This window comes from Atlanticothrix silvestris CENA357, assembly GCF_016056295.1.
GTDB lineage: Bacteria > Cyanobacteriota > Cyanobacteriia > Cyanobacteriales > Nostocaceae > Atlanticothrix > Atlanticothrix silvestris.
Map to the genome: position 1 here is coordinate 52,174 of NZ_JAECZB010000015.1, position 22,388 is coordinate 74,561.

General features: G+C 42.0%; 19 protein-coding genes. 4 read left to right on the top strand and 15 right to left on the bottom strand.

Going from position 1 to position 22,388, the window contains the following annotated elements; translation table 11 throughout:
• Positions 1–34: 34 nt before the first annotated feature.
• The 5 genes from I8751_RS09115 to I8751_RS09135 form a co-directional block, all read right to left on the bottom strand.
• Positions 35–154, bottom strand: a complete 120-nt coding sequence (locus tag I8751_RS09115; RefSeq protein ID WP_214438853.1) for a photosystem II reaction center protein L — start codon at positions 152–154, stop codon at positions 35–37.
• A gap of 9 nt (positions 155–163) precedes the next feature.
• Positions 164–301, bottom strand: a complete 138-nt coding sequence (psbF, locus tag I8751_RS09120; RefSeq protein WP_015115279.1) for a cytochrome b559 subunit beta — start codon at positions 299–301, stop codon at positions 164–166.
• Between the two features lie 9 nt (positions 302–310).
• Entirely contained in the window at positions 311–559 is a 249-nt protein-coding gene (psbE, locus tag I8751_RS09125) for a cytochrome b559 subunit alpha (RefSeq protein WP_214438854.1), read from the bottom strand.
• Between the two features lie 119 nt (positions 560–678).
• The gene (locus tag I8751_RS09130) at positions 679–1,698 is read right to left on the bottom strand and encodes a photosynthesis system II assembly factor Ycf48 (protein WP_214438872.1); all 1,020 of its coding nucleotides are present in this window, start codon (positions 1,696–1,698) and stop codon (positions 679–681) included.
• A gap of 112 nt (positions 1,699–1,810) precedes the next feature.
• A complete protein-coding gene (locus tag I8751_RS09135; protein ID WP_214438855.1) occupies positions 1,811–2,146 on the bottom strand; it encodes a rubredoxin in 336 nt (111 codons plus the stop codon).
• A gap of 196 nt (positions 2,147–2,342) precedes the next feature.
• On the opposite strand from I8751_RS09135, the gene ndhC reads away from it, so the two are divergent.
• From ndhC to I8751_RS09150, 3 genes are read left to right on the top strand one after another with little or no spacing between them, the layout of a single operon-like run.
• Positions 2,343–2,705, top strand: a complete 363-nt coding sequence (ndhC, locus tag I8751_RS09140; RefSeq protein WP_190702296.1) for a photosynthetic/respiratory NAD(P)H-quinone oxidoreductase subunit C — start codon at positions 2,343–2,345, stop codon at positions 2,703–2,705.
• Entirely contained in the window at positions 2,696–3,433 is a 738-nt protein-coding gene (locus tag I8751_RS09145; RefSeq protein ID WP_214438856.1) for an NADH dehydrogenase subunit K, read from the top strand. The genes ndhC and I8751_RS09145 overlap by 10 nt, the downstream gene beginning before the upstream one ends.
• A complete protein-coding gene (locus I8751_RS09150) occupies positions 3,426–3,953 on the top strand; it encodes an NAD(P)H-quinone oxidoreductase subunit J (RefSeq protein WP_214438857.1) in 528 nt (175 codons plus the stop codon). Before I8751_RS09145 ends, I8751_RS09150 begins: the two co-directional genes overlap by 8 nt.
• Positions 3,954–4,176: 223 nt before the next feature.
• Here the strand turns inward: I8751_RS09150 and menH are convergent, their stop codons facing one another.
• The 3 genes from menH to I8751_RS09165 form a co-directional block, all read right to left on the bottom strand.
• Positions 4,177–4,986: a 2-succinyl-6-hydroxy-2,4-cyclohexadiene-1-carboxylate synthase gene (gene menH, locus I8751_RS09155; protein WP_214438858.1), complete on the bottom strand. Its 810-nt coding sequence runs from the start codon at positions 4,984–4,986 to the stop codon at positions 4,177–4,179.
• 162 nt (positions 4,987–5,148) lie between these two features.
• Entirely contained in the window at positions 5,149–5,487 is a 339-nt protein-coding gene (locus tag I8751_RS09160) for a hypothetical protein (RefSeq protein WP_214438859.1), read from the bottom strand.
• A gap of 464 nt (positions 5,488–5,951) precedes the next feature.
• Entirely contained in the window at positions 5,952–7,406 is a 1,455-nt protein-coding gene (locus I8751_RS09165; protein WP_214438860.1) for a sensor histidine kinase, read from the bottom strand.
• Positions 7,407–7,782: 376 nt separating this feature from the next.
• Here I8751_RS09165 and I8751_RS09170 point away from each other — a divergent pair, with 376 nt between their 5' ends.
• A complete protein-coding gene (locus I8751_RS09170) occupies positions 7,783–8,688 on the top strand; it encodes an amino acid ABC transporter substrate-binding protein (protein ID WP_214438861.1) in 906 nt (301 codons plus the stop codon).
• On the opposite strand, the gene I8751_RS09175 is transcribed toward I8751_RS09170, so the two are convergent.
• From I8751_RS09175 to I8751_RS09205, 7 genes are all read right to left on the bottom strand, one after another.
• On the bottom strand, positions 8,685–10,685 hold the full coding sequence (locus I8751_RS09175) for a potassium channel family protein (RefSeq protein ID WP_214438862.1): 2,001 nt from the start codon (positions 10,683–10,685) through the stop codon (positions 8,685–8,687). The two genes, I8751_RS09170 and I8751_RS09175, sit on opposite strands and share 4 nt — an antisense overlap.
• A gap of 266 nt (positions 10,686–10,951) precedes the next feature.
• Complete coding sequence (locus tag I8751_RS09180; RefSeq protein ID WP_214438863.1) at positions 10,952–16,009, bottom strand: PAS domain S-box protein; 5,058 nt, start codon at positions 16,007–16,009, stop codon at positions 10,952–10,954.
• A 354-nt stretch (positions 16,010–16,363) separates the two neighbouring features.
• On the bottom strand, positions 16,364–16,873 hold the full coding sequence (locus I8751_RS09185; RefSeq protein ID WP_214438864.1) for a GNAT family N-acetyltransferase: 510 nt from the start codon (positions 16,871–16,873) through the stop codon (positions 16,364–16,366).
• Positions 16,874–16,897: 24 nt separating this feature from the next.
• Positions 16,898–17,458, bottom strand: coding sequence for a pyridoxamine 5'-phosphate oxidase family protein (locus I8751_RS09190; RefSeq protein ID WP_214438865.1), 561 nt, complete (start codon positions 17,456–17,458; stop codon positions 16,898–16,900).
• A gap of 187 nt (positions 17,459–17,645) precedes the next feature.
• Positions 17,646–19,382: a R3H domain-containing nucleic acid-binding protein gene (locus I8751_RS09195; protein WP_214438866.1), complete on the bottom strand. Its 1,737-nt coding sequence runs from the start codon at positions 19,380–19,382 to the stop codon at positions 17,646–17,648.
• An 85-nt stretch (positions 19,383–19,467) separates the two neighbouring features.
• On the bottom strand, positions 19,468–20,679 hold the full coding sequence (ldpA, locus tag I8751_RS09200) for a circadian clock protein LdpA (protein ID WP_214438867.1): 1,212 nt from the start codon (positions 20,677–20,679) through the stop codon (positions 19,468–19,470).
• A gap of 302 nt (positions 20,680–20,981) precedes the next feature.
• Complete coding sequence (locus tag I8751_RS09205) at positions 20,982–22,295, bottom strand: hybrid sensor histidine kinase/response regulator (protein ID WP_214438868.1); 1,314 nt, start codon at positions 22,293–22,295, stop codon at positions 20,982–20,984.
• Between the last annotated feature and the right edge of the window lie 93 nt (positions 22,296–22,388).

Genomic DNA, 22,388 nt, shown 5'->3' on the forward strand with positions numbered 1-22,388 from the left:
TTAAATAAACACAGATTTACAACACCGATTCCAGTTAGTTAAAGAAATAACTGGAGAATAGAATCCCTAGGACAAAAATCAGTAGTAGTCCCAGGTATAGGGAAGTCCGATTTAATTCAACCGGCTGATTATTAGGATTGGGCGTTTTTTCCATGATTGGCTCCTAGCGTTGAATAAACTGCATTGCGGCGATCGCGCCCAAAAAGAAGACGGTTGGTACACCTAGAGTGTGAACTGCCAGCCATCTAACTGTAAAAATTGGATAGGTAACTGGTTGATTAATGTTATTGCCGCTAGTCATGATCCCAAACTACTTTCCGATAAATTGTTCAACTTGTTTTTTAGCTTCAAAACGGTTCTTCACAATCGGCACTTCCTGCCGTGCTTGTGTGTAATACTGATCCGGACGGGGTGTGCCAAACACATCATAAGCCAGTCCGGTGCTGACAAATAACCAACCAGCAATAAATAATGCTGGAATGGTGATGCTGTGAATTACCCAGTAACGAACGCTGGTAATAATGTCCGAAAACGGACGTTCTCCAGTAGTACCTGACATCTAGATTCCTGCCTTCACAAAGATGTTATTGAGTCTATTATCCTACAAAGTTTAGAAAGAGTTACAAGTTGCAACGTTCTTCTCAGAAATAGAGATAAATACTTATGGCTGAGGTGCTATTAAGCGGACTCTGCGGGGGAGGCTTTTTCGAGGTTTGGTTGGTATTTTAGTAAGACACCGCGATCGCCAATGACAAATCCCTGGTCTGGCTGAAAAAAGACTACCTTATACAAATTAGCAGCTACGCTCTCAACTGCACGGTCTTTTTCCCAAGTTTTGCCACCATCAGCACTCCGCAGTAAGTTGCCACTACCGCCACCTATCCAAATTTCGTTAGGTGTACGATATGCCAAATCCAGTAAACCCCAGCTTGTGGCCAACTCAGGACTTTGTGCTTCTTGCCACTCTTCAGGTTTAGTTGGGTCGCTAAACTGTACTTGACCTCCCCGTGCTAATAACCATAGCTGTCCATTCTCAGAAAAGCCCATGTTTTCTACACGACGAGAACTATTACGGTTATGGGGTACCCAAGCATTCTGTCCTGGTTCCCAAGTTGAGTAGAAGCTACCTTTAGCGGAAACAGCAACATATTTGCCATCAGCAGAACGTTCCATGTTACGCACCACACCGACAGCTGCTTCTACTTGGGCTTTCCAATTTTTACCACCGTCTGTGGTCTTATATATTGCTCCTACATCAGTAGCCATTTCAGCGGTATTATTTCCTAGTGCCTTGATGGCGATCGGGCTACCTGGTAGCTTTTCGTTTAAGGGAATGCGTGACCAAGAACGGCCTTCATCGGTGGTATGCAAAAGTAAAGAAGGCTCTCCAACAATCCAGCCTTCTTGATCAGCAAAACTTACTGAATCAAAGCGAGACCTAGGATCATCTAGTGCCAGTGTTAAAGGTTCCCAAGTATTACCACCGTCATTGGTTTCTAAAAGAGTGGCATTGCTACCGACTAAGAAACCATGCTGGGGGTTATTAGTAAAAGCAATATCCAGCAGCTTAGCGTCTGTGGGCACAGAAATTATTTCCCAAGGATTGTAACTCGTAGAGGGTACTTTGCTACAACCTATACATAGTAGAACTACTATCAACAAGGCAAATATTCTTTGCCAATTTTTCACAATACCTATTGAATGCATCAGTATTTCTTAGTTGTTTTCTAAATTTGTGTAGTGGTTCTCTAAATTTTTGACCTTTAGGGCAATAGTGGCCCTACGGATTGGGTAAAAAAGATAACGGGTCTTATTGTAAGCCGTAGAGACTGATAAAGAACAAAAAACCAAGAGCCAAAGCACCAAAAATCAAGATATTTTTTTGCGTTGGCGTTAGTTGATTAACACCCAATCCATAACTTAGATTTTCTTTGAAACCAGATGCTGTACCCGCAGGGCCAATGTTGGCGAAAGCGGTCTTCTTAGCAGTACAAACTGGACAACGCCAATTTACAGGTAATTCTGCAAAGGGCGTTTCTGGGGTAATATCATGGCTACTATCTCCTTTTTCAGGTTCGTAAACATAACCGCAGGCGCGACACTCGTAGCGGTCTGACAGCGAAGTATCAACAGCTTGTTCGCTCATGGCTAGGGCCTCGCAGAAGGGAATTATTAAATATACGTTAAAAATTATGACATAACTGTTAGACTTTTCTATCACTAGCAAAAACGAATTAAATACCTGAAATCCTTTTGTTTCCCAGATTTCAGAAAAGTCAAAAAGATATAATGTAAAAGAAAGTAACAGCCTTAATTTACACCATAAGCGGTAGATATTCATTGTGTTTGTCCTCAGCGGTTACGAATACCTTCTAGGCTTTTTCATCATCTGTAGCCTAGTGCCTGCCTTAGCACTTTCAGCATCCAAGCTCCTCCGACCTACTGGTAATAGCCTAGAACGGCGTACCACCTACGAATCTGGCATGGAACCAATTGGGGGAGCCTGGATTCAATTCAACATCCGCTACTACATGTTTGCACTGGTCTTCGTCGTCTTTGATGTGGAGACTGTATTCTTATATCCTTGGGCGGTGGCTTTCCATCGTCTGGGGCTATTGGCATTCATTGAAGCCCTAATTTTTATTGCAATTCTTGTAGTTGCCCTAGTCTACGCATGGCGTAAAGGAGCTTTGGAATGGTCTTGAATTCTGATTTAACAACCCAGGACAAAGAACGAATCATCAACCCTATTGAGGGTCCTAAAGTCACTCAAGACCTTTCAGAAAACGTAATTCTGACAACGGTTGATGACCTCTACAACTGGGCACGGCTTTCGAGTTTGTGGCCGTTACTGTTTGGTACAGCTTGCTGCTTTATTGAGTTTGCAGCTTTAATTGGCTCTCGGTTCGACTTTGACCGTTTCGGGTTAATTCCCCGTTCTAGCCCCCGTCAAGCTGATTTAATTATCACGGCAGGGACAATTACCATGAAGATGGCACCCCAATTGGTGCGTCTTTATGAACAAATGCCCGAACCTAAGTATGTAATTGCGATGGGCGCTTGCACAATCACTGGCGGGATGTTCAGCGTGGATTCTCCTACCGCTGTACGTGGGGTCGATAAATTAATTCCCGTGGATGTGTACTTGCCTGGTTGTCCTCCCCGTCCAGAAGCGATTATTGATGCGATCATTAAGCTACGGAAAAAGATAGCCAATGATTCAATGCAAGAACGCGGTCAAATCAAGCAAACTCACCGTTTCTACAGCACCACTCACAATCTCAAGCCTACGGCACAAATTTTAACTGGTAAGTATTTGCAGTCAGACACTCGCTCCGCACCACCGAAGGAGTTGACAGAAGCAATTGGTTTACCTGTACCACCTGCACTGCTGACAGCAAAAACTCAAAAGGAGGAGCAAAACCGTGGCTGAAGAAGAATCTAAACCAGTACCAGCAGCGGAAGACTCTTTGGTTAAAGCCGGCCAAGTTTCCCAATGGTTGGCGGAAAATGGCTTTGAGCATGAGTTTTTAGAACCAGATAAGAATGGCGTAGAGATAATAAAAGTGGAGCCAGATTTCTTGCTCCCCACCGCTACAGCCCTGTATGCCTATGGGTTTAATTATCTCCAGTTTCAATCTGGCATTGACCTGGGCCCAGGACAGGATTTAGTTAGTGTTTATCATTTGATTAAAGTTGGTGATAATGCTGATAAACCTGAAGAAGTAAGGGTGAAGGTGTTTTTGCCCAGAGAAAATCCCGTAGTGCCTTCAGTATACTGGATCTGGAAGACCGCAGACTGGCAAGAGCGCGAGTCTTACGACATGTTTGGCATTATCTACGAAGGACACCCTAATTTGAAGCGGATTTTGATGCCGGAAGATTGGGTAGGCTGGCCTTTGCGAAAGGATTACATCTCACCTGATTTCTACGAATTGCAAGATGCTTATTAGGTAGTGGTGAATTTCATCTGGTGAGAATTTTGATATCTCATCTCTAACCCCTCTCCGGCGGCGGAGGGGGGTATTGTTTTTAGGCTTAAACTTTTTAAGAGGTTTGAATATGGTTTTCGCAACTTTAATAATGTTCGATTACGCAGTTATAGGTTATTGATTTTATAAGACGCGATAAATCGCATCTCTACATGAGGCTTTTTGGTTTAACTGAAGGTATGCACTATAAAAAAAAGTCTTTAATATATTGCACAAATTTACAGGTATTTTCAAAGTGAGTATTATGTCCAGAATCATCAATTATTTTTAAATTAGCAACTTCACATTTTTTAGCCATTTCTGTATTAATTTTTATAAATTTTTGATCATATTCTCCAACAATTAATAGTAAAGGTTGTGTATTTTCTGTAAATTTTCCCCATAAAGCAGGTTGGCTACCAGTACCCATAAATTGTAGAGATTTAGCTAACTCAATGGGATTATTCTGCAACCGAATTTCTAACATCTGATCAAATTGGGGATGATTTTTTATAGAACCAAAGATTGGTTGATTATACCAATTTAATAAAAAAGTAAAAAAATCATTTTTGGCTGAACTTCGTTTTAATTTTCTGGCTATTTGAGCATCACGTTTAACTCGTTCTAATCGTTCTGCTGCTGTTACTAAACCTGGAGAAGCAGACTCTAGAACAACTTTATAAAAACGCTCTGGAAAATTTAGGGCAAGATATAAAGCTAATCTTCCACCCATCGAATAGCCAACTAAGAAACATTTGGAAATGTTCAATTCATCCAATAAATTAATTAAGGCATGGGCAGTGTTGACCATAGTATAATATTCATCGCCACCTATTACTTGAGTTTTTCCATGTCCAGGGAGATCAAGTATTAGATAAGAAAAATCGTCATCCAATAATTTTATGGCTTCATCAAATTCATTAATATTACCCATAAAGCCGTGTAAAAACATAATTAATGGTTTTTTAGGGTTGTTAATTAAAGAAGAATGAAATTGATAGTTTTCTATGGTCATGGTTTAGTAGAAAATCGCAGATTAAAGGAGTACAACATCTGTCATACTCCCATAAATAACTTATATCCTTGGCTAGTGGCGGTTTTTATTTCAAGCTGGCCAAGGGATGGATTTGGGAACCCACGCAACATAGTGGCTCCCCCCTACTCTTTCAGCTAGGGTTTAATCTTCGTCCAGTGCTGGAAAAAGCTCTTCAAACTCCCATAATTTATCTTTATTGTTGAGAAACCAAACACGAGTTTCTGGAGTCAATTGACTCCAAACAATATCACTGGGAATGTGAGGAGATGCGTACTGATATTGCTGACCAAGTAATTTTAGATTTCCTACCACATCATGAGGAATACCGAACTCTTGCCAGTTAACTTCGATATGTCTTCCAGAAAGCCCCGCAGCAGGATCAAAAATTAATTGTGCAGCCCTAATCAAATCAGCAAAGTGTTTTGGCTTAAGACTAGCTATTTGCTGAATTCGGAGTGATTCATTATGCTCTTGAGACATTGTTACTAGAGTGATAAAAATTGGTAGTTTGTTGAATTTACTGCCAGAGATTTTTATCCCAATTTTTTTAAGTTTAACCTAGAGTTATGGCAAAGAGCATATAAATTAAGGCATATTGAGAGGGTAGATGTCAGGAACCATGAAGAGGGAAAAGGGGAAAGGGAACCCCATATTTAAAAACAGGGGTTTCAAGCATAGACGCTGATTTAGAGTCGCACTACGTTTCCTCCTAAATTTCCTTTTAATATTCTCCATATTTAAAAATAGGGGCTTTATACCATCTGGGAGAAAGTTTTAGCTTTAATTCCTTTACCCCTCTTGGTAATGTTTTTGTCTCTTATCTCCTGCCCCCTATATATTTATATTGGGATGAACAGTTTAGAGGAAAACTATTTGTATACCCCAATTCTGAGTTTTAAAGATAAATCTAAGTTGCTAAACTGTGAATGATAAATTTTTCACCCCTAATTTCTAATTCCTAACTTTTGCTTACCACTAACTTCTAAGGGTAAGAAAATAGTTAATACTTCTCCGTACTGAGGGCGTTGACGTACAATTAGTTTGCCACCAATTGCTTGAAACAGATGCTTGGTTGCAGCAATATTTAAACTAATCGTACCTGTTTCTGGTTGGAACATCAGTAATTGACCAAGGGCTTTGCGAATTGGTGGTGTTGCAGGTGTAGCGGCTTTATTTTTATCTTGACAATGGGTTTGGGGCGATAGTTGTAATTTTAGTTGGTCTCCCGCGGGGATTACCTGTACTTGGATATGGCTACCAGCAGGTAAACTACGGGTAAAATTCTCCATTAAACCAGTCAATATTCTATCCAGCATATTTGGATTGCTCACCACTGTTGGCAGTTGTTGTGGTAACACAACATCTAAAGTTAAATTTCGCCGATTTGCTGCTTGTTGCCAACGAGGAATGCTCTGTTGCAGCACTTGATCTAAAGACATCGGTGTCAATTGAGTGCTTGAAGATTTTACCGTTGTACAAGTTTCCAGCTCTGCTGCTTTAAACAGTAATTCCATCCGGTCAATTTGCTCAGTACACTCATGGTCAATAATTTCTAAGCGACTGATGACATTTGCAGGTAAATCTCGCCGCTTCAGGAGCAAGCGAGTCATGGTGCGAATAGTTGTTAAAGGTGTGCGAACTTCGTGGGCAAAGGCTTGAAGTAATTCCACATCGGGGCGAGGAGACGCTTTTGCTGACGAAGAGCTAGGCAGAGTAGATGTCGCCGTATCGGTGTATCCCTTTGTCGCTTTATCTTCTTCTGGCTCTGTTACTTCCTGAAGCAACAACTGGCTAAACTGAATTACAGTGCGGTAATCTGGCGCTACTGGGGAATATTGTTCTACTAATGCATCCAATTCGCTAAAGAAATCTGGATTACTCAGCATAACTCGCGCCCCTAGCGATCGCCACGCTTGCTGAACTACTTCTGGCTCGAAGGAAAAGGAAAAAGTTTTGTTACCATTTTTGTGTTCTGCCAACACCAGCACTAATCTAAATTTATCTGTGAAAACCAAGCAAAATTGCTCTGCTCCTAGGGGATCGGCAGGTAGTAAAGGTAGTACAGATTCATGGGGAGATGTTTCTGCATCTACTATGGCGATCGCCTCTGGCATTTGAAATGGCATTAACGCCAAAGGGTTAAATGGTTTTGCGGTAAAAGTCACTGTCTGCAAGCTCTGAGTCAGGATTGGCTGACTAAATAAGGGTGCTGGTGCAGCTAAGATTAATCCCTGAGTAGCCCCAGATGAAGCAGGCGCTAACGAGTTGATTAGCAGATGCTCGGTAGCTGCTAAACTGACGCGCCACTGCCTCTCTGCTTTGGTTGGTGAACATTCAGCCACAGTTGTTTGACTTGCGGCTAAAATTTCACTCAGACTTGGCAATATCCATTCGTACACAGGTTTTCACCCCTTGACTCAAGAGCGACTAACAGCGTTGAAATTATGCATTTCCCTACTACTTACGAGGTTATAGTTATTTGTGTAGTGGCGACAGTCGTAGAACCGAACAAGATAGGCGCAATTTCCTCTGTTACAGTCCAAAGATTGTTGAATATTGACTTGTTTCTCAAGGTATTGTGTTGAGCAATGAGGGTCATTGAAAGCCAACAGGCAATATGTAAAGAATCCTTGCTGTAGCTAATTACCATTTACTCTACAAAGAAAATTGCTGTATTTTGATACATCATCGCCAAGTTAGGATTCTGTTTTGGTGACTGCTGGGCTGAAAATGTCCAGGTAATTGTGTAAATCAAGCCTAAGTACGAAATTAAGTATGTATAAAAAAGCGGCGATCGCTATTTTGAGTCTGACGTTAACAGCAGCCATGCCTGGTGTAGTAAAGGCAGAAACTGTGATGCAGAAAGTTTCTCGAACAGGCGTATTAACGGCTGGCACTAGCAAAGATGCTCTTCCCTTTGCTTACTCTGATAATCAGGGTAAGTTAAGTGGTTATTCAGTAGATATGCTAAATCTAATTAAACAACAGTTAGAAAAAGAACTAGGAAAAAAAATCCAATTAAAATTAGTCACACTGACACCCGCGGAGCGAATTCCTAAAATACTCAATCGACAAGTTGATATTGTTTGCGATGCCAGCAGCTTTACGTGGGAGCGAGATAAAAAAGTTGATTTTTCCGTTAGTTATGGTGTTACGGGAACTCAATTACTCGTCAAATCAGGAAGTAATTTAGGTTCTCCAGAGTCTCTGATTGGTAAAAAAGTAGGGGTACTGGCACAAACTACAAATGAGCGAGCGATGAAGCAGGCACAACCTCAAGCGAAACTAGTGTACTTGAAAACTAGAGCAGAGGGATTTGCAGCTTTAGAACAAGGCAAAATAGATGCTTTTTCATCCGATAGCATTTTACTGGAGGGATGGCTACAAAAGGCTAAAAATCCAGATGAGTTTGCGATCGTACCCGATCGCCCCTATTCGAGAGAAGGGATAGCTTGCATGGTTCCTGAGAATAACTCTAAATTCCTTGATACAGTAAATTATTCTTTGGTCAAATTCATGCAAGGATTTGTGAATGGTCAAAGTCAATATGTCTCTATTTTTGACCGTTGGTTTGGCCCCAAAGGCGCTGTATTGCTCAATCGAGATTTACGAGATTTAGTAATAGAAACCATGCAATTGGTGATTGAATTTCGGGAAGATATTCCCAAGGATGATCTTTAAACATTAGAAACTATTTGAGCAGAAACTTGAGATTTACTCAACTCGCTGACTAAACGATGTGCTTGGTGTTTGTAGAGAGGATATTGTAAGGTTCCCGGTAATTGGTTCATCAGGGTTCTCGCTAGATGCATATCACAGCCAGAAACCCGCGAAATGACTGCTGCTCCTTCAAATGCCGCATCTGGCGATACAGCTTTCTCTACTCGCACCAACCATTGACGAGCTATAGTCTTGCCCTGTTCTACTCGTTGTAGTCCCTCAATTGTGGCTAATACCACTAGGCGATCGCCTACAGCCAGCTTGATATCATTAGATGGCATAAACTTAGGGATTTGATGATCAGCTTTGGCATGGAGAATTGGTACTAGTCCATAACCGTAAGCAATATCAGCCAGCAATTTGCCATTGAGGGTATCGTCTGCTTCAATCTGATATTCAGTCACAAGTGTAGTTTGGTTGTTTAAGCGAAATAGATTAAGAATATTTTCACCGAACGCGGCCGCCGCAAATGCTTCAGCCGCCAACGCATAAACCCCTAAAACTCTGGCATAGGGTAGGAGCCGAGCTACATTTTCGCTAAAACGTGGATCAAAGGTGCGGATCACCAAACTGGCTGTAGGGTTCGCAGCGTGCGCTCTTAAAGCTATTTCTAAATTTGCTACTTCGTCATCGGTAACAACAATTACGCTTTTCGCAGTGGTAATGTTGACCTTGCTGAGGGCATTTTGGATATTGCCGACAATTAGCGGCATCTGCGATAACACTCCTGGTTCGAGGTCAGTAGCCTTCACTCCCACCAATGGTTGTCTAAGTTCTTCTAGTAACTGTGCCACTCGTTGACCTACTCTACCCAACCCAATCAGTACTACATGGTCTGCTTTCGGCACAGGAGGACGACGCTTAGAAAATTGGAATCTAGCAGCTAAGACACGTTCAGTCATTACGGCATAAAGAATGCCCACAAAAACCGTACCCGCTACAGTCAAGCTGATGCTGAATAGATGCAGCCACCAAGGAATTTCAAAAGGTATTTGTAGCTGGCCAAATAAGTTATCATAGCCGCCGATGCTTAAAACTAAGGAGACATTGAGGGCATCTTGCAAGCTGATTTTGGGATATTGCAGTTTGTACAGTAGCATTCCAGATAAGAAGAGGCTAACCATGAAAATACCGCCAACCACAGCTACACGACGAGTTTGACTGCTTTCTGACCAAAACTGTTTCAGCTTGTTTTGGATGTTTTGCCAAGTCATCTCTGTAAAAATCGTCTTCCAGAATTGCCCAAAATTTTTGACAGGCCGGACTGAGCGAGCAACTAGATTTTCGGTAGCTTCAATATAGGTAATGGTGTCTCCTGGTAAGACTTGGGCATCTGGCTCCCATTGATAGAAAGCCTTGGGTGTGGGTTTTCCGGCTCTAGCGTGAATCAAAACTTGGCGGTTAGCGCTGCTATTAATTTCGTAAAGTCGGCGGCGATCGCTCCAACGATGGGAAGCGTCAATTGGCACTTTCACCACTCGCACTAAGCGATTTTCTAATGTAAAAAAGCCTCTGGTTTGACTGCTCAAAGCAGCGATCGCAAAGCTTTTGGCTGGTAACTGAGTAGCTTCAAAAGCAACAAAATTACCCAAATTTTCACTCAGTAATTCATTAAGATTTTCCTGCGCTGATCGAATAACTAAACGAATTTTAGGATTTAGCGATCGCGCCGCAAAAGCCGCTGCAATATTCACTGGTTCATCACTAGTAACAATCAAAATCGCCCGACAGTAGCGAATTCCTGCCTGTTCTAAGATCTTAGGTTGGCGGCAATCACCAATTACCAGTTTGTCTATAAAGTCAGGTAAATCAGGAATTTCCCATTTTTGAGTATTGGTAACTTCAATGGCATTTACCTTCACACCAAACTCTTTCAACACAGATACACAATATTGTCCCAGGTTGCCGAGTCCACAAACTAAAAAAGAGTCTGCATCTACTTTTGCATTTTGTCCCATATACTGATTTATTTAGGCAGCTTTGGCTTTTGTGAAAGTACAAATATTTATATTTACTGAAAAAATTGACTCAAGTTAGCGATTACTAAAAACTTCTTCATGAGAGTAGAAATAGATTCCTGAGAAAGTCGCGGTGTATGATAAATATCACTTTATTCCCCAGTCCCTTTTCACTAGTGATGAGTGCGATCGCAGTCGATAATATCTGCGTACTTTTTATCCTTTATGGATGATTTTTCTCCCCTGCTCCTCTGCTCCCCTGCTTTTCACTCCTGGTGTTTGATGAGATTGATGATCGCAGTTGCTAATTCAATCGGCTCCGCAGGCTTAGAAACATGTTTTTGAAATCCTGCTGCTAATGCTTGTTTTTGGTTAAATTCCCCCGCATAAGCGCTCAAAGCGATCGCCGGAATTTGTCCGCCTGATTCTGGCGATCGCATTCTCACCTGGCGTAGTAACATATAGCCATCCATCAATGGCATTCCGATATCACTTAATAAGACATCTGGCTGGGATTGGGATAGAACTGTGAGTGCTTCATTTGCCGATGCCACTGCCGTTACAGTCGCTCCATACTGTTCTAAGGCAAAGGTAAAAAACTCTCGCACATCAGCTTGATCGTCTACTAAAAGAATTTTCACTCCAGAAAGTAATGATTCCTCGGTGGTGATTTCTAACGAAGAAGGCTCAAGATTGGGTTCTGGTAATGGGGAATTTTTGAGCAACGGTAGCCTAACAGCAAAGGTTGCTCCCTGTCCTTCGCCTGGACTGTCTGCCTGAACTGTACCACCATGCAGTTCTACTAAACGGCGCACAATTGCCAGTCCCAGTCCCAATCCGCCAAATACTCTAGTTGTCTTAGAATCTGCTTGCCGGAAATAATCAAAGACGTAGGGCAAAAATTCCGAGTTAATTCCCTTACCTGTATCGATAACTTGAATTTGGGCATTGCCTGCAATCTGTTCTAAACGTATTTCTACCCGCCCTCCGGAGGGCGTGAATTTAACTGCATTCGAGAGCAGATTCCAGATTACTTGTTGTAGCCTATCGCTATCGCCCATTATCTGTGCCATATCAGCACTGAATGTTGTTTGAATTTCAATTGACTTGGCTTCGGCTGCTAAACGCACTGTTTCTAAGGCTGCGGTAATAGTTGTTCTCAAATCCACAGTACAAGCATTGAGTTTCAACTTACCTTGTAAAATTCGTGAAACATCCAGCAGATCTTCAATAAGTTGAGTTTGTAACTTGGCATTACGCTCAATCGTTTCCAAAGCCCGGATTTTGGTAGCTTCATCAAACTGGCGGGTTCGCAGTAACTTTGCCCATCCCAAAATAGGATTGAGGGGAGTTCTGAGTTCGTGGGAAAGGACAGCGAGAAATTCATCTTTAATGCGGTTGGCTGTTTCTGCTTCTTCCCGTGCAGTTTGTTCGGCTTCATAAAGTTGAGCGCGAGCGATCGCTTGGGCGCACTGTTGCCCTAAAGTCAACATAAATTCCCGATATTCTTGATTAAATGTTTGGGCGATCGCAAAATTTAATCCCAGTGTACCAATCGCCTTTCCTTCTTGGATTAAAGGCACACAAGCGTAGGCAAACTCCCCGTCTTTAGCGGCAACATGAGCTAAATTGGGATATCTTGCTACCCAATCGACTCGATTATCTATAAATACTGGCTGCCCAGTTCGGACTACTTCTGCTGAGGGGATCGGGGCAGTTAAGGGAAAAGTTCCCACAGCATCTATGTCCGCTTGTGTGTACCCTATTGCTTGCACAATCTTTAAGGCAGCACCTTGGTCAGTTAGTAAAAGCACAGAACCAGTTTTGGCACCCAAGGCGACAACCCCTTGATTCATAACGACATCGGCTACCTGCTGGGGAGTTAAGGCTTGGGAGAGGGCGGCGGTAATTTTTTGTAAAAGTACCGTGCGGTTAACAGCTCGTTCAGCCGCCTGTTGTGCCTGCTGAGTTTCCTGGTACAATCTGGCGTTATCGATTGCTGTAGCACAACGACGGGCAACATCCTCTGCTAAAGCTAAGTCTGCCTGTTCATAATGACGAGCTGATTCTGCCATCACAAAAGAAATTGCTCCGAACACTTGCCCACGGGAGCGCAATGGAATCACCATTAGCGAATGAATGCCTAAACTTTGCAGCAATTGCAGATGTAGTTGATCTTGTGCCATCTCTACAAGAATAGCGTCGGAAAATTCGGCATAAAAGACGGATTGCCCCTGCCGTACCTGCTGCATCAGAGGGTGTAGCTCCCCATTTGGTGACGGATAACGCCGTTGTAATTCCTTTAGACTACTGCGTTTTGCAGGGTTAGCAGTTGCGAGAGCAATTTGTTGACTTGACCAATCTTCTCGGAAAATATCCACAATACACCAGTCAGCCAGGGTAGGAACTGCTAAGTTAGCCACACCAGTTAAAGTGACGTGATAATCTAGCGAAGAAGCTAGTAAGGCGCTGGCTTCTACTAAAAAGTTTTGTGTAGCTTCAGTTTGTTTGCGTTCGCTAATATCCTCGATAATGCCCATTGCATACTTTGGTTGTCCATGATCATCCCAAACTACTGATGAAGTCAGATTTACCCAAATAATTGCACCATTTTTGCGGATGTAGCGTTTTTCTAGGGAATAACCACTAATTTCCTTTGCCAACACTCGTCGAGCATAATCCCAATCAACTTCTAAGTCATCAGGATGAGTAATTTCCTCGAAGTTCATCTGCATTAATTCATCATGACTGTACCCCGTAATTTCGCACAGAGCAGGATTAATTTGCAGGAATCGCCCATCTAGCGCTACCAGGGTAATACCTACAGCTGCTTGGTCAAACATAGCCCGGAACCTAGCTTCGCTTTCGCGCAGAGCAATTTCTGTTTGCTTTGCTGCTGTCACATCTGCCAAAATAATCCCAATACCGATGGTTTCACCTAGTGCGTTGTAGACCGGATAATAGTTACCTAACCAGTAGCCCTGACGTGTAGATTCCTCTCTTGTCTTCCCCCTGAGATCCACGTTCAGCATCGGTTCTCCCGTATCCAGCACTAGCTGTAACTGTGGCTCAAACTCAGCCGCCATTTCTGGTAATACTTCCCGGAATTTGCGCCCTAGATGCTCTTCTATGCTCAAACCATTAATATCTGCTAAGACCTGATTAATTCGGAGATATCGCAGTTCACGATCTAAAAAACAGACTGCGACAGGAGCGCCTGCTAATAGTGCATCTAGAAGAGCTAAGGATTCAGCATAATACAACAAAGCCCGATGGCTGTCTTGGTAAAGTCTGGCATTTTCTACGGCTAGAGCAGCACGATAAGCGGTGTCCTTTGCTAAAGCTAGGTCACATTGTTGGTAGCGGCAACCTGATTCTGCACTCACAAAGCTGATGCTGCCAAGTATTCGCTGATGTGCTACCAACGGCACAACCATAATGGACTGACATCCCATCTGCCGCACAGCTTGTAAGTGTTCATCGTTCTGAGTAGCTGCAATCAAGAAGGAATCAGTGATCTCTGAGATTAATTCTGCCTGTCCAGTCCGTAGCACTCTAGCGATGGGATTAGCATCTTTAGCAACTGGTGCATATTTCTGAATTTGACGCGCCCACTCTGCTTTAGAAGAGTCTGCATGGGCGATCGGTAAGCGACGAATAGAACCATCTTCATTTAAAATTTCTACTAAACACCAGTCAGCTAACTGGGGTACTGAGATTTTGGCTACTTGTTCTAAAGTTTCTTCATAATCGAGGGAGGTCGCAAGTATATTACTAGTCTGGGCAATATAGCGGAGTGCATCTTCAGCTTGTTTGCGTTCTGTAATATCAAGCACAAAGAATGCTCCTCTATCTATAGCCCCTTGATAGTGACTGCCACCTATCAAAATTGGGATGCGTGAGCCGTCTTTACAGATATATTCCTTTTCATAAGGAGTGCAAAAGGAATTATTTTCCAATTGAGTCAGTGCTTGCTCATCAAGTGGTAGGTACTTCGCAGGAGTCAGTTCTTGCCAATTCAGCTTTCCCGTAACTAATTCTTCACGGGTGTAACCTATCATCTTGAGTAAGGCATCGTTAGCATCTGTAATTTTGCCATCTTTTTGCCAAAAGCCAATACCAATCATATTGGAATCAACTACACTTCGGAACTTGGCTTCGCTTTCTCGTAATGCTTGCTCTGTTTGCTTGAGTTGAGTGATATTAATTCCAGTAACACCTACTCCCAGCAGCTGCCCATCTGGTAAACACACCGGATAATAACTGACAAGACTATAACGATAAACTCCAGGCGGATAGGTTTCACCGCTGACTTCTTGGTTTAGTAATGGCTCCTTTGTTTCCATTACCTGACGAAAGATAGGTTCTAGTTGAGGTGCCCATTCTGGTAATACTTGCTGTAGGGTACGGCCAATATGTTGATTTTGCGGAATACCGTTGACAGATGCTAAGGCTTCATTAGCATATACATAGCAAAGTTCAGTATTGAAAAATGCTAGGGCTACTGGAGAAGTCATCAGCCAAGCATTAAGCAATGCCAAAGATTCGTCTTTTTGCTGAATAGCTTGTTGAAGTTCTTGATGTAATCGGATGTTTTCTAGTTCCGCTTGCTTGCGTTCAGTAATGTTTAAAGCTACACAGGTAATACCTGAAATGCTATTTTTGCTATCTTTTAACGGTTCAACAAGCAAATCATAATAACGAATTTCTCCACGGATTGTGAGACAAACCTCTTCACAGGCAGAAATTCCGGTTTCTAAAACCCTCCGCTTAATAGTAGTTAATTGCTCTGCTGCTGAGGCTGGAAATAATTGATAGTCAAATTTCCCCAATATTTCCTCAGCTGTTTGTACATTTTGAGGATTATGAATCCATTGATAGCGCAAATTTTGATCTTGCTGAAAGACGACAATATCGGAGCTGCTTAACGCGACTCGGAATTTCTCCTCGCTCACTTTCAGCTGCTGTAAATTCACTTCAGCTCGACGTTTATTAGTCCTTAATGCTTCACATAAAATGCTGAACAGTAATCCCTGCGAGGCAAACAAAACCATTCGCACAAAATCGGATGGAGCAAATTTGAGGCTATACTCTGGTGGGAAGAAAAAATAATTACTTAATATAGTTGACAGAAAAGTTGCTAATAGCCCTGATTTCAAACCACCATGCCAAGCACTCACCATTACGGCGCTATAAAATAGCAGGAAAGGGGTTTTGCTCATACCCAACCAAGGGTCTAGCAACAGCATTAGCACTAGGGTAAGTGCAACAATTAATACAACAATCCCATAATTCCGTAATTGAAAACGATTAATATAGGGCATGAATATCTGAGAAAACAATCGAATAATTGTTGCAAAGGCTGTATATACCCTAAACTAGTTTGTAAATTTTAGGAATTTATCTCCAGATAGATCCTCTAAGCTCTAAGGATTGATACTTTTTAAATAGCTCTTTTACTAGATGTTAAGCTTCCGGGAGTTCAGTATAGTTATTAAATTATTTAACACTAATTAATAGTAAATATTAACTATCTAGTCATACATTTATTTAAGTTAAAATCAAATAATAAACTAAAACTTTGCTGAGGAAGGATGACAACATTTAAGTTTACTTGATTTTCCCAATATCTGCTTTGACTATAGAGTTAGTTGAAGATAATTTATTTGGATGTACAGTTAATAAAAAACAATTTTCATTGTGAAAGAAATGCCGCCAATTCGGTTAATTTTCTCACTGCCAGCAAGGGTTTTCCAGCCTAATTTGTGATATAAATCTACAGCAGGATTTGAGCTTCTAGTGCTGAGTGATATTGATTTATAAGATGCTTTTGCTGCTGCTAATAAATGAATAAGTAACTGTGAACCTATGCCTTGATTTCTATATTCGGGCAAAACTGCGATCGCTAGTTCTGGAGTTTGATCATCAATGTAACCATATCCCTGATTTTCACTCGTTAGTAAACGCAGCCAGGCAGCCCCCACAGGCTGGTTACTGCTAACTAAGGTAGCAACAAAGCCCATATCATCTTTAAGTCCCCAATTCTGGACGTATTTTGCCAAATCGGGATGATTCATCGCATCCTGCACAGTTAAATTACCTTCTTCTCCCATGTGTGCTGCCTCATAAAGCATTTCCCAGAGAAAAGGTTCATCTTCCTGTCTTATAGGACGAATTGTATAATCCATATCTTGCTTGCAAATTAACTAATGTCAAAGTTCAAGTAATTTACTCAATGGAGTTGCTAAACCGTCAATGCTGACCATATTTTTTTGTTGTTGGTAATCTCGAACTGCCTCTTCACCTTTTTTATCTGCCCAATTTACTAGAATTTGTCGCTGTCCTTGATATTCATAAAGTGGTACACCAAAACCACAGGAGGTCTGCACTTTCTCGATATCAGCAACGATAATTTGACGAGTTCCAGGAAGTTGCGGAAACAGAGAGTACAGTGAGTTCCACTCAGGAGAACTAGATAAAACTGTGTATCCTTGGCCGTAAAGACGCAGAATACATGGGGGTTCGACAAAAGCGCAAAACATAAAAGTTATGCGTCCATTTTCTTGGAGATGGGCTGAGGTTTCGTTACCACTGCCTGTAAGATCCAAGTAAGCGACCTGATTTGGTGAGAGGATGCGAAAGCAATTCAGTCCTTTAGGAGATAGATTAACATGTCCCGTAGGACTTAGTGGAGCAGAACCAACAAAAAAGAGGTGCTGGGCAGCAATAAACTCTTGTAGTTCTTTAGTAATACAATCAAAAAATTTAGCCATAAACTATCTAATTGGAATTTGTAAATTTTCTATTTTTAGTAGGGTGCATTATGGGCATTAGTTTTAACGCACCGAAAATTTAAAATAGTGCGTTAGACCAAAGCCGTTCTCATTTTTTATAGTTACATTTATAAGTCGCGATCGCCTAGCGATCGCGAGCTTGTAGTCTTAAGTTTAGGGATTTAGGTTATGCCGGATAAATCCGTAAACGCCGATTTGGTTCTTCCCCAAAACTGTGCGACTTGAGGCGATAGTGTTCTACCAACTCATGTTGCATTTTGCGGACTTGGGGAGAACGAGGCAATAACTCAACTGGCTGTCCTTTAGGAATCACAATCTGCTCAACAGCAAGTCTGGCTTCTTCTAGGGCATCAATTTCATCATCGCTACCGCTGTGGAGAAATAGTTGCAGTTCTTGGTCATCAGCTATTTCTGGGTCATCGATATTTAGTAGCCGCCGCAAACCACGGGTAATTTGCCCAATTGTAGTGGACTTAATCATGTGGATTGGTACATGACGGGCTTTGGCCATTTGCCTAAGTTTGGCATGATTTTTAACGTGCGATCGCAATGCCAAAATCGCATCAGCACTATCAATATCTTTAGTCAATACCACTGGTAAAGTCAGCACATTAATCACTTGTTCTAGCTGATGGCGGCTGACACCATAAGGGTAAATATGCAGTGGTAAATCTTCACCATTTGGCCCTGGATGTTTGGTGGTACTAAAATCAATGCTCTCTGAGTAATTAAAGGATTCATCCAACAAACGGTCAAATTCACTCCGCCCAGTTACCCGCTCGCGCTCTAAAGGCAATGCTGGCAGTGCTACCATTTGTCCAGATGAACGCCAACCGTTGGATTGTCGTGCAGGTGGGAAAGATTCCTCTGTTGTTGTTGTATGCCCGCCACGACCATTAACAACAGCTAACTGCCGTGTAACTGCTACCTTGCCTTGCTCATCAACGCTTCTCGTTTGTGGGCTAGGTTGTCGCCCCCGCAGCAGATTATCTACTGTATCAGCAACACTTTCATGTACAACCCAACGCTGGCGTTCTAACATTTCCACAGCAATTTCAAAGGTAGGAGGAGCTTTGCGTTCTAAAACAGTTTTTTGACTGCCCCTACGTCTGGCTTCGTCATCTCCTAAAGTCACCGCTTGGATACCCCCAACTAAATCAGCAAGAGTAGGGTTTTTAATCAGGTTTTCAATTTGGTTCCCGTGGGCAGTACCTACTAATTGCACACCTCGTTCGGCAATAGTACGAGCCGCTAAAGCTTCCAATTCCGTGCCAATTTCATCAATTACGATGACTTCTGGCATGTGGTTTTCAACTGCTTCAATCATCACCTGATGCTGAAGTTCTGGATGAGCTACTTGCATTCGTCTAGCACGACCAATGGCGGGGTGAGCAACATCACCATCTCCAGCGATTTCGTTGGAGGTGTCAATAATTACTACACGCTTATGCAATTCGTCTGCCAAAACACGGGCAATTTCCCTTAAGGCGGTAGTTTTACCCACGCCAGGACGACCCAACATCAGAATCGATTTACCAGTTTCTACCAAATCGCGGATCATGCCAATGGTTCCGAATACTGCTCGACCTACGCGACAGGTCAAGCCAATAATCTTACCAGTGCGATTGCGGATGGCGCTGATCCGATGCAAAGTTTGCTCAATTCCTGCCCGATTATCTCCGCCAAAGATTCCGACTCGCACAATGCAATCATCTATTTGTTCTTGAGTTACGGGTATTTCGCTCAAATACTCGGCTTGATTGGGAAAACGAGCTTCTGGACGACGACCCAAATCCAAGACTACTTCAACTAAACTATCTCGTTTGGGATGATTCTCTAGTGCTTGTCGCAGGTCTTGGGGCAAAATGTCTAATAACTTTTGGAGATCTTCTGTTATCGTCATGCTTTCTATTGTGACGTTTTTAGAGATAACGAGGATATTTCTGTGTGGGGTTTCCCCCGTTGAAGAAAATATCCGGAACGAGCGATTAGCGCTCCTGCTGTGACTTGAGCTGGGAAACGAGAGAATGGGCAAGTCCTACAGCTTGCCAGAGTAGTACATCATCATCTTCTAGGCGAGTAGTGGCCTTGATACTAGTATTACTTACCTCCTTATTCTCTAACTGTTCGAGAATTGGTGCCAGCAGTACACGGGCGTAGCTACCATAAGCAACCCCAGCAACGTGGGAGAGGGGGCAGAGGGGCAGAGGGGCAGAGGAGAAAAATTTTTCTTTCTCCCCTGCTCCCTTGCTCTCCGAAGTTTGCTTGGAGGGAAACCCTTCTGGCAACTTCTCTTCCTGCTTTCCTGCTTCTTTCAGCAGTCCCATTGTCTTTAACTTAGCAACGGTGTAGCTGTTAGTGCCACCTGCTAACTGCACATATCCCGGTAATTTAGCTGTCAAAACTTTTTGTCCTAATTTTACAGCTGCTAAGGTAGTGCCATCTCCAATGTCACCACTCATCGGGCGACCGTCGGTTTGCCAAATTAAGGCACTACGCAAGGGAGTAACTAAGTCATAAATCGCTTGGAGGTAGTCAGTTATGCCCTCATCATCGGGGCAACTGATGGCTAGTACTTTCAATTGTTCGGCCCACGGTGAAATTGCTTGCCACAATCGCTGAAATTCTGCTAAATGCCCTACTTTTGTATGGATTTCTAGGGCATCTACTTCCCTTGATATTACTGATGGTGCGATCGCCTCTGGCGTTGACATATATGAATTCGTATAAATTATATCATTTGGGCAAACTGGTATACAACGACCGCAGCCGTAGCATTTTTGGTGTTCAACTCCCGAAAAATGATCTTTTATGCGGTTAAAGACAATTGCTTGTGCCGGACAAATTTGTTCACAGGGTCTAGGGCAGTCTGCGGGGCACTCAGTAGAATTAAACTCTGCTTTGCGAAAATGGGGATCTTCTCCATCGTTCAAGCTGACCATCAAAAAGGGACGATTTTCTTGGCAGCGAAAGCCTCGCTTTTGGGCATCCCTAACTAGATATTTGGCCACTTGTAACGCTTCTTGGGCTGCTGCTATGACAGCTGGATCAGCTGCGACATCTATACAGTCAGCGCCCGCCAAAGTATAGGCTAATGTTAAACTTCTGACCGTAGGTAAATGCTGGTAGCTGGCTCCGCAGATGAGCTTGAACCAGTGACCTTCTTTTAGGGATTGTAAAGGGAAAAACAGATCAGTCACATTTCTATTATGCTTTTATGTGACTGAAAATAGCACTCTCTACTAGATAAAATATCGTAATTTCCTCATGTTGAGTTCTAAGTAGTCAAACTCCTGCCCAAGAAATCGACTATCAAGACGATATTTGCGAAAGTTTCCGTCCTCGTTATTGAGGGATATATTCTTGTTGATATATAAAGAATTATAAATGCTGAGTTATCTATAGTAATTGCCACTTAGCTTAAGACATACATTAATCAGAAAACCTGACACCAAGAAACTTTCCAGCTTATTCCCTGCTATATAGCACAATTAACAGCTTACTACGCAGATGGCTTAATGGGAATGGCGATCGCAAACTCTGCTCCTTGTCCTAGAGATGAGGAACAGGTAATCTGCCCTTGATGTTTCTGCACCACGATTTGGTGACTAATCGACAATCCTAGTCCACTGCCTTTTCCTACTGGTTTTGTGGTGAAGAACGGGTCAAATAAACAAGATTTTAAGGATTCATCTATACCAATACCATTGTCAGCGATCGCTATCTTCACAGTATCGAAATCTATCACCTCTGTGCGAATCCGAATCTGCGGTTTAGTCAAAAGTCCATAATCCATAGTTAATAATTTACGATTTTTGAGTACAGAGTCTTCTAAAGAATCAATTGCATTGTTCAATAAATGCATAAATACCTGGTTCAATTCACTTGCATAACAGGTAACTAGGGGCAAATTGCCATATTCTTTGATGACGACAATTGCTGGACGATTTGCTGTTTCCTTTAGTCGATGTTGTAGCATTACCAAAGTGCTTTCAATCCCTTCATGAATATTCACTGCTTTCATCTGAGCTTCATCATGTCTAGAGAAATTTTGCAGTGCTAATACGATTTCTCGAATGCGATCTGCTCCTCTATACATCGCACCGATTAAATTTCGCAAATCATTAATCACAAAATTTAAGTCTATATCTTTAACTACTGTTTGAATCTTCAGAGTTGGTTGTGGATACTCTTGTTGATAAGTTTCAATAATGTTAACTATATCTTGGACGTACTGACTGGCATATTGCAGATTGCCATAGATAAAACTAATTGGGTTATTAACTTCATGAGCTATACCTGCTACTAGCTGTCCAAGGGCTACCATTTTTTCATTCTGAATCTGTTGAACTTGAATAGTCTTTAAATTATCAAGAGCTTCTTGCAACAAAAAATTTTTTTCTTGGAGTTTAACTTGCAATGCTCGGAAATTAATTTGATTTTCAATTCGTGAAACAACTTCTGCTACATGAAAAGGCTTAGTGATATAATCAACGCCGCCAACGTCAAAGGCTTTTACTTTATCTAAAACGTCGTCTAGAGCGCTAATAAAAATTACTGGTACTTCACAAGTTTTAGCATCAGCTTTTAATTGTTGACAAACTTGATAGCCATCCATACCTGGCATATTAATATCTAGTAAAATTAAGTCTGGTAAAACTATTTGACAAGCAGTCAAAGCTATTTTTCCATTTAAGGCTTTACGAACTTCAAAACCTTGGGCAGTTAACATTGCTGATAGCAATCGCAAGTTATCTGGTGTATCGTCGACTACTAATATATTTCCTTTAGAGTTTTGCGTTTGACTTAAATGCATCTGAATCTAAAATTATTAGAATTATTGAGGATATTGAATGTTTATGAAAAGTATTAAACTGTTTTTTTTTCAAGGGAATATTTGATATAGAAC

Coding starts and splice junctions, on each gene's coding strand:
- I8751_RS09115 (WP_214438853.1), bottom strand. CDS start 154: ATGGAAAAAACGCCCAATCCTAATAATCAGCCGGTTGAATTAAATCGG.
- psbF (WP_015115279.1), bottom strand. CDS start 301: ATGACTAGCGGCAATAACATTAATCAACCAGTTACCTATCCAATTTTT.
- psbE (WP_214438854.1), bottom strand. CDS start 559: ATGTCAGGTACTACTGGAGAACGTCCGTTTTCGGACATTATTACCAGC.
- I8751_RS09135 (WP_214438855.1), bottom strand. CDS start 2,146: ATGAGCGAACAAGCTGTTGATACTTCGCTGTCAGACCGCTACGAGTGT.
- I8751_RS09145 (WP_214438856.1), top strand. CDS start 2,696: ATGGTCTTGAATTCTGATTTAACAACCCAGGACAAAGAACGAATCATC.
- menH (WP_214438858.1), bottom strand. CDS start 4,986: ATGACCATAGAAAACTATCAATTTCATTCTTCTTTAATTAACAACCCT.
- I8751_RS09160 (WP_214438859.1), bottom strand. CDS start 5,487: ATGTCTCAAGAGCATAATGAATCACTCCGAATTCAGCAAATAGCTAGT.
- I8751_RS09170 (WP_214438861.1), top strand. CDS start 7,783: ATGTATAAAAAAGCGGCGATCGCTATTTTGAGTCTGACGTTAACAGCA.
- I8751_RS09175 (WP_214438862.1), bottom strand. CDS start 10,685: ATGGGACAAAATGCAAAAGTAGATGCAGACTCTTTTTTAGTTTGTGGA.
- I8751_RS09180 (WP_214438863.1), bottom strand. CDS start 16,009: ATGCCCTATATTAATCGTTTTCAATTACGGAATTATGGGATTGTTGTA.
- I8751_RS09185 (WP_214438864.1), bottom strand. CDS start 16,873: ATGGATTATACAATTCGTCCTATAAGACAGGAAGATGAACCTTTTCTC.
- I8751_RS09190 (WP_214438865.1), bottom strand. CDS start 17,458: ATGGCTAAATTTTTTGATTGTATTACTAAAGAACTACAAGAGTTTATT.
- I8751_RS09195 (WP_214438866.1), bottom strand. CDS start 19,382: ATGACGATAACAGAAGATCTCCAAAAGTTATTAGACATTTTGCCCCAA.
- I8751_RS09205 (WP_214438868.1), bottom strand. CDS start 22,295: ATGCATTTAAGTCAAACGCAAAACTCTAAAGGAAATATATTAGTAGTC.